Source organism: Photobacterium sp. OFAV2-7 (assembly GCF_022347985.1).
Lineage (GTDB): Bacteria > Pseudomonadota > Gammaproteobacteria > Enterobacterales > Vibrionaceae > Photobacterium.
Genome location: NZ_JAKRFQ010000477.1, coordinates 1 through 3,890 on the forward strand (window position 1 = coordinate 1; position 3,890 = coordinate 3,890).

The window sequence follows — 3,890 nt, forward strand, 5'->3', positions numbered from 1 at the left end:
GGTGCTGGCGCAACATCTCGCCCAGACAGTGCTTTGTCAGAACTGCGATACCGAGCCCTGTGGGGCATGCCATAGCTGTCAGCTATTTGCTGCAAAGACCCATCCTGATTTTCATGTTGTCGCTCCTTTGCAGGAAGGCAAACAGATTGGCGTTGATGCTGTTCGTCAGTGTAACCGCTGGGCGATGGAAACGTCTCAGCTGGCAGGTCAGCGCGTGATCATGATAGATCACGCTGATGCGTTGGGAGAGGCCGCAGCGAATGCCTTATTGAAAACCCTGGAAGAACCACCATCGGGTTGTCAGTTTATTTTGACGGCACAGTCGCTCGACAGCCTGTTGCCGACAATCAACAGCCGCTGTAACAAATGGCGACTGGCCGTGCCTGACGAGCAGGAAACCCGGCGCTGGGTTGAGCGGCAGATGATGCAAACGGTAAAGTTGGAATCGGTACGCCTGAACGGCGGAGCCCCTTTAGCGACACAGCGGTTTATTGAACAGGGACAAGACATCCGTCATGGAAACTTGCTTGGGGCATTTAGCGATTTTCTGCAGCCGCCCTTTACCGGTGTCTATGATGTGGCTGCCCTTTGTACGAGTGAGGGCATTGTCAGCCTTAAGTGGCTTAGCTACTTCCTTGTTGATTGTATTAAACTCCAGCAGGGTGTCAGCTCGCACCTGGTGCACAGTGAGTCTGTTGATAAGGTGCAGGCTGTTGCTGCGAAGATCAGTCCGACCATATTGTTAACGCAGGTACGTAAAGCCAACGAGTTGCATCGAAAGTTGGAAAAACACACCGGATTGAATGAAGAGCTGCTGGTTGTTGAGTGGCTGACCGGTTTTATCGCCGATTAATAGAGAAAATAGAATTGAGGAAAGGAACGTGTTAGTTGATTCACATTGTCACCTGGACAAACTGGACTACGAGCAACTTCATACAGGGATTGATGATGTGTTGGCCAAGGCAAAGGCACGGGGGGTAGAGTACTTCCTGTCTGTTGGCGTAACCCTGAAAAGCTTCCCGACCATGATAGAGATGATTGAGCCGCATGAAAATGTGTTTGCCTCCTGCGGTGTGCATCCATTAGATATCGAGGCGGGTTTCGATTTTGAACAGCTCAAGACCTTTGCTCAGCATGAGCGCGTAGTTGCTATCGGTGAAACAGGCCTGGATTACCACTATCAACCGGAATTGGCCGAACAGCAGCAAGAAATCTTTCGTCAGCATGTCCGTCTGGCGGTAGAGCTCAACAAGCCGTTGATCATCCATACCCGAATGGCCCGTGAGGATACTATGCAGATCCTGCGTGAAGAAGGGGCGGAAAAGTGCGGTGGCGTGTTGCATTGCTTTACCGAAAGTCTGGAGATGGCCAAGGAAGCGATTGAACTTGGGTTGTATATTTCGATTTCCGGTATCGTCACTTTTAACAAAGCCAGCGAATTAAAGCACGTTGTCAGCAACCTTCCGCTGGATCGCCTGCTGGTCGAGACAGACTCCCCTTATTTGGCTCCGATCCCGTATCGCGGTAAGCAAAACCAGCCTGCCTATGTACGTGAAGTTGCAGAGTATATTGCCCTGCTTAAAGGCGTCTCTGCTGAAGAGGTCGAGAAAGTAACCACGGATAATTTCTTCACGCTTTTCTCCCTGGCTAAGCGTTAGCCAAAACACAGAATGATTTGTTGAAGTAAAAAGGAGCAAATGCTCCTTTTTTATTTAAATTTGCTTCTGTGCTTGCACGCAATATTTGCGTGAAGCATTCAAAAATGTTTCCTTCTGCACCCTTCTTGAAAATTAATTCCAATAATGAAATTCACTTTCATTGTTTTAAGTGATTTTAATTTGAACCTGTATTAAAAATCAGCGTTTTAATCATTATCGACGAGATGGATGTAATTAGTGGTGATTTATTAGGCGATATTTTGGAATAATATTTCATTCCTGAGCGGTATCATTGATAAGTATCAAGTTTTATAAAATGCCTCATTTTATACTTGTGAGGCAATAAAAAAGCTAAGTGGTGCTAGCATTATGACTACGGGGGTAGGTCGCTTGCACTGACTTGATAACTAACTAAAACATTCTCACTCAGGAGCACACTATGTTTAAGAACCTTTTTGCTAACCTGCAAAAAGTCGGTAAGGCGCTTATGCTGCCTGTATCGGTTTTGCCGGTAGCCGGTATATTACTGGGGGTTGGCGCAGCGAATTTTAGCTGGTTGCCTGAAGTAGTCTCTCAAATTATGGAGCAAGCTGGTGGTTCTGTATTCGGCCAGATGCCGCTGTTGTTTGCAGTGGGCGTTGCGTTGGGCTTTACAAATAACGATGGTGTCGCTGGGCTGGCTGCAATTGTTGGCTACGGCATTTTGGCTGCGACATTAAGCGTTATGGCTGGAGTCATGGAAGTCGACAAACTTGATACCGGTGTGCTTGGAGGTATTCTTGTCGGTGGCCTAGCGGCATGGGCTTTCAACAAGTTCTATCGTATTCAGCTTCCGGAATACCTTGGCTTTTTTGCCGGCAAGCGATTTGTTCCGATCATGACAGGTTTTTGCGCTATTGCCTTGGCGCTTCTACTGTCTGTTATCTGGCAACCAATCGGCGGCGGTATTGAGGCTTTCTCTGAGTGGGCTGCTCACCAGAACCCGACGTTGGCATTTGGTATATACGGTGTTGTTGAGCGTTCTCTAATCCCGTTTGGTTTGCACCATGTTTGGAACGTACCGTTTTTCTTCGAGGCGGGTAGCTGTGTTAATGCTGCCGGTGAAACACAAAACGGTGTGCTGACTTGCTACCTGGTTGCTGATGAGCCTTCGCGTCTTGCTGGCAACGGGTTCGGTCAGCTAGCGGGCGGCTATATGTTCAAAATGTATGGCTTGCCTGCGGCTGCAATCGCAATTTGGCACTCGGCCAAACCTGAGAACCGTGCCAAGGTCGGTGGTATTATGATTTCAGCGGCGTTGACATCATTCCTGACCGGTATTACTGAACCGATTGAGTTCTCCTTCCTGTTCGTTGCGCCTATCCTGTATGGGATACACGCATTGCTAGCTGGATCGGCATTTGTGATGACCAACATGTTGGGCATGGTTCATGGTACAACGTTCTCGCACGGATTTATTGATTTTGTGGTGTTATCGGCGAACTCTCAGAAGCTGTGGTTGTTCCCGTTCATGGGATTAATCTATGCTGCTATCTACTATGTGGTTTTCCGCACCGTGATTGCCAAGCTTGATCTGAAGACGCCGGGTCGTGAAGACGAAGAAGAAGGCACGGGCGTAACAGCAGAAGGCTCAGAGTTGGCGAAAGAGCTTGTCATGGCCTTTGGTGGCAAGGATAACATTACAGGGCTTGATGCTTGTATCACGCGTTTGCGTGTGTCAGTAGCCAGCGTCGATAAAGTTGACCAGGAGCAGCTCAAGAAGTTGGGTGCCGCTGGGGTAGTAATTGCCGGTGGCGGTGTTCAGGCTATCTTTGGTACCAAGTCTGATAACCTGAAGTCTGATATGGATGAGTGGATCCGAAATCACTAATCGATAATCGGTATAGTACCTTTTCAAGGGAAGCTTCGGCTTCCCTTTTTACTTTCTGACTTTTACCTTCAACGTTTTCAATTCCCTATAAGGCAGTATAAACGTTTCTATTGGCTTGATTGAAAATTATATTATTTTCATTGAAATAGAATCTTTTATTATCAAATATTTAGCTTGTTTTCTATGTTCTCTTTGGCCATTACTCTCAAATCATTGTGTTATCTGTGTGATGATTTCAGTGTTAAGGTAGTTGACAGTATCATAAATAGCAATTACAGTAGAAACGTTTCTATCGCGTACTCCATGCATTAAGGGTAAGATGAAGATGTTGACTTCTTGTGCTTGGTTATCGCATTTGAGGA

Annotated in this window: 3 protein-coding genes; all 3 read left to right on the plus strand. The window is 47.0% G+C overall.

Annotated elements, in window-relative coordinates:
* Position 1: 1 nt before the first annotated feature.
* The gene (locus MHN01_RS19300) at positions 2-853 is read left to right on the plus strand and encodes a DNA polymerase III subunit delta' C-terminal domain-containing protein (protein ID WP_239412837.1); all 852 of its coding nucleotides are present in this window, start codon (positions 2-4) and stop codon (positions 851-853) included.
* Positions 854-881: 28 nt separating this feature from the next.
* Positions 882-1,658: a YchF/TatD family DNA exonuclease gene (locus MHN01_RS19305; protein ID WP_239412838.1), complete on the plus strand. Its 777-nt coding sequence runs from the start codon at positions 882-884 to the stop codon at positions 1,656-1,658.
* Between the two features lie 439 nt (positions 1,659-2,097).
* The gene (gene ptsG, locus MHN01_RS19310; protein WP_239412839.1) at positions 2,098-3,528 is read left to right on the plus strand and encodes a PTS glucose transporter subunit IIBC; all 1,431 of its coding nucleotides are present in this window, start codon (positions 2,098-2,100) and stop codon (positions 3,526-3,528) included.
* Positions 3,529-3,890: the final 362 nt, after the last annotated feature.

Bases quoted from the DNA above. Each gene is read 5' to 3' on its own strand.
- ptsG (WP_239412839.1), top strand. From the start codon at position 2,098: ATGTTTAAGAACCTTTTTGCTAACCTGCAAAAAGTCGGTAAGGCGCTT.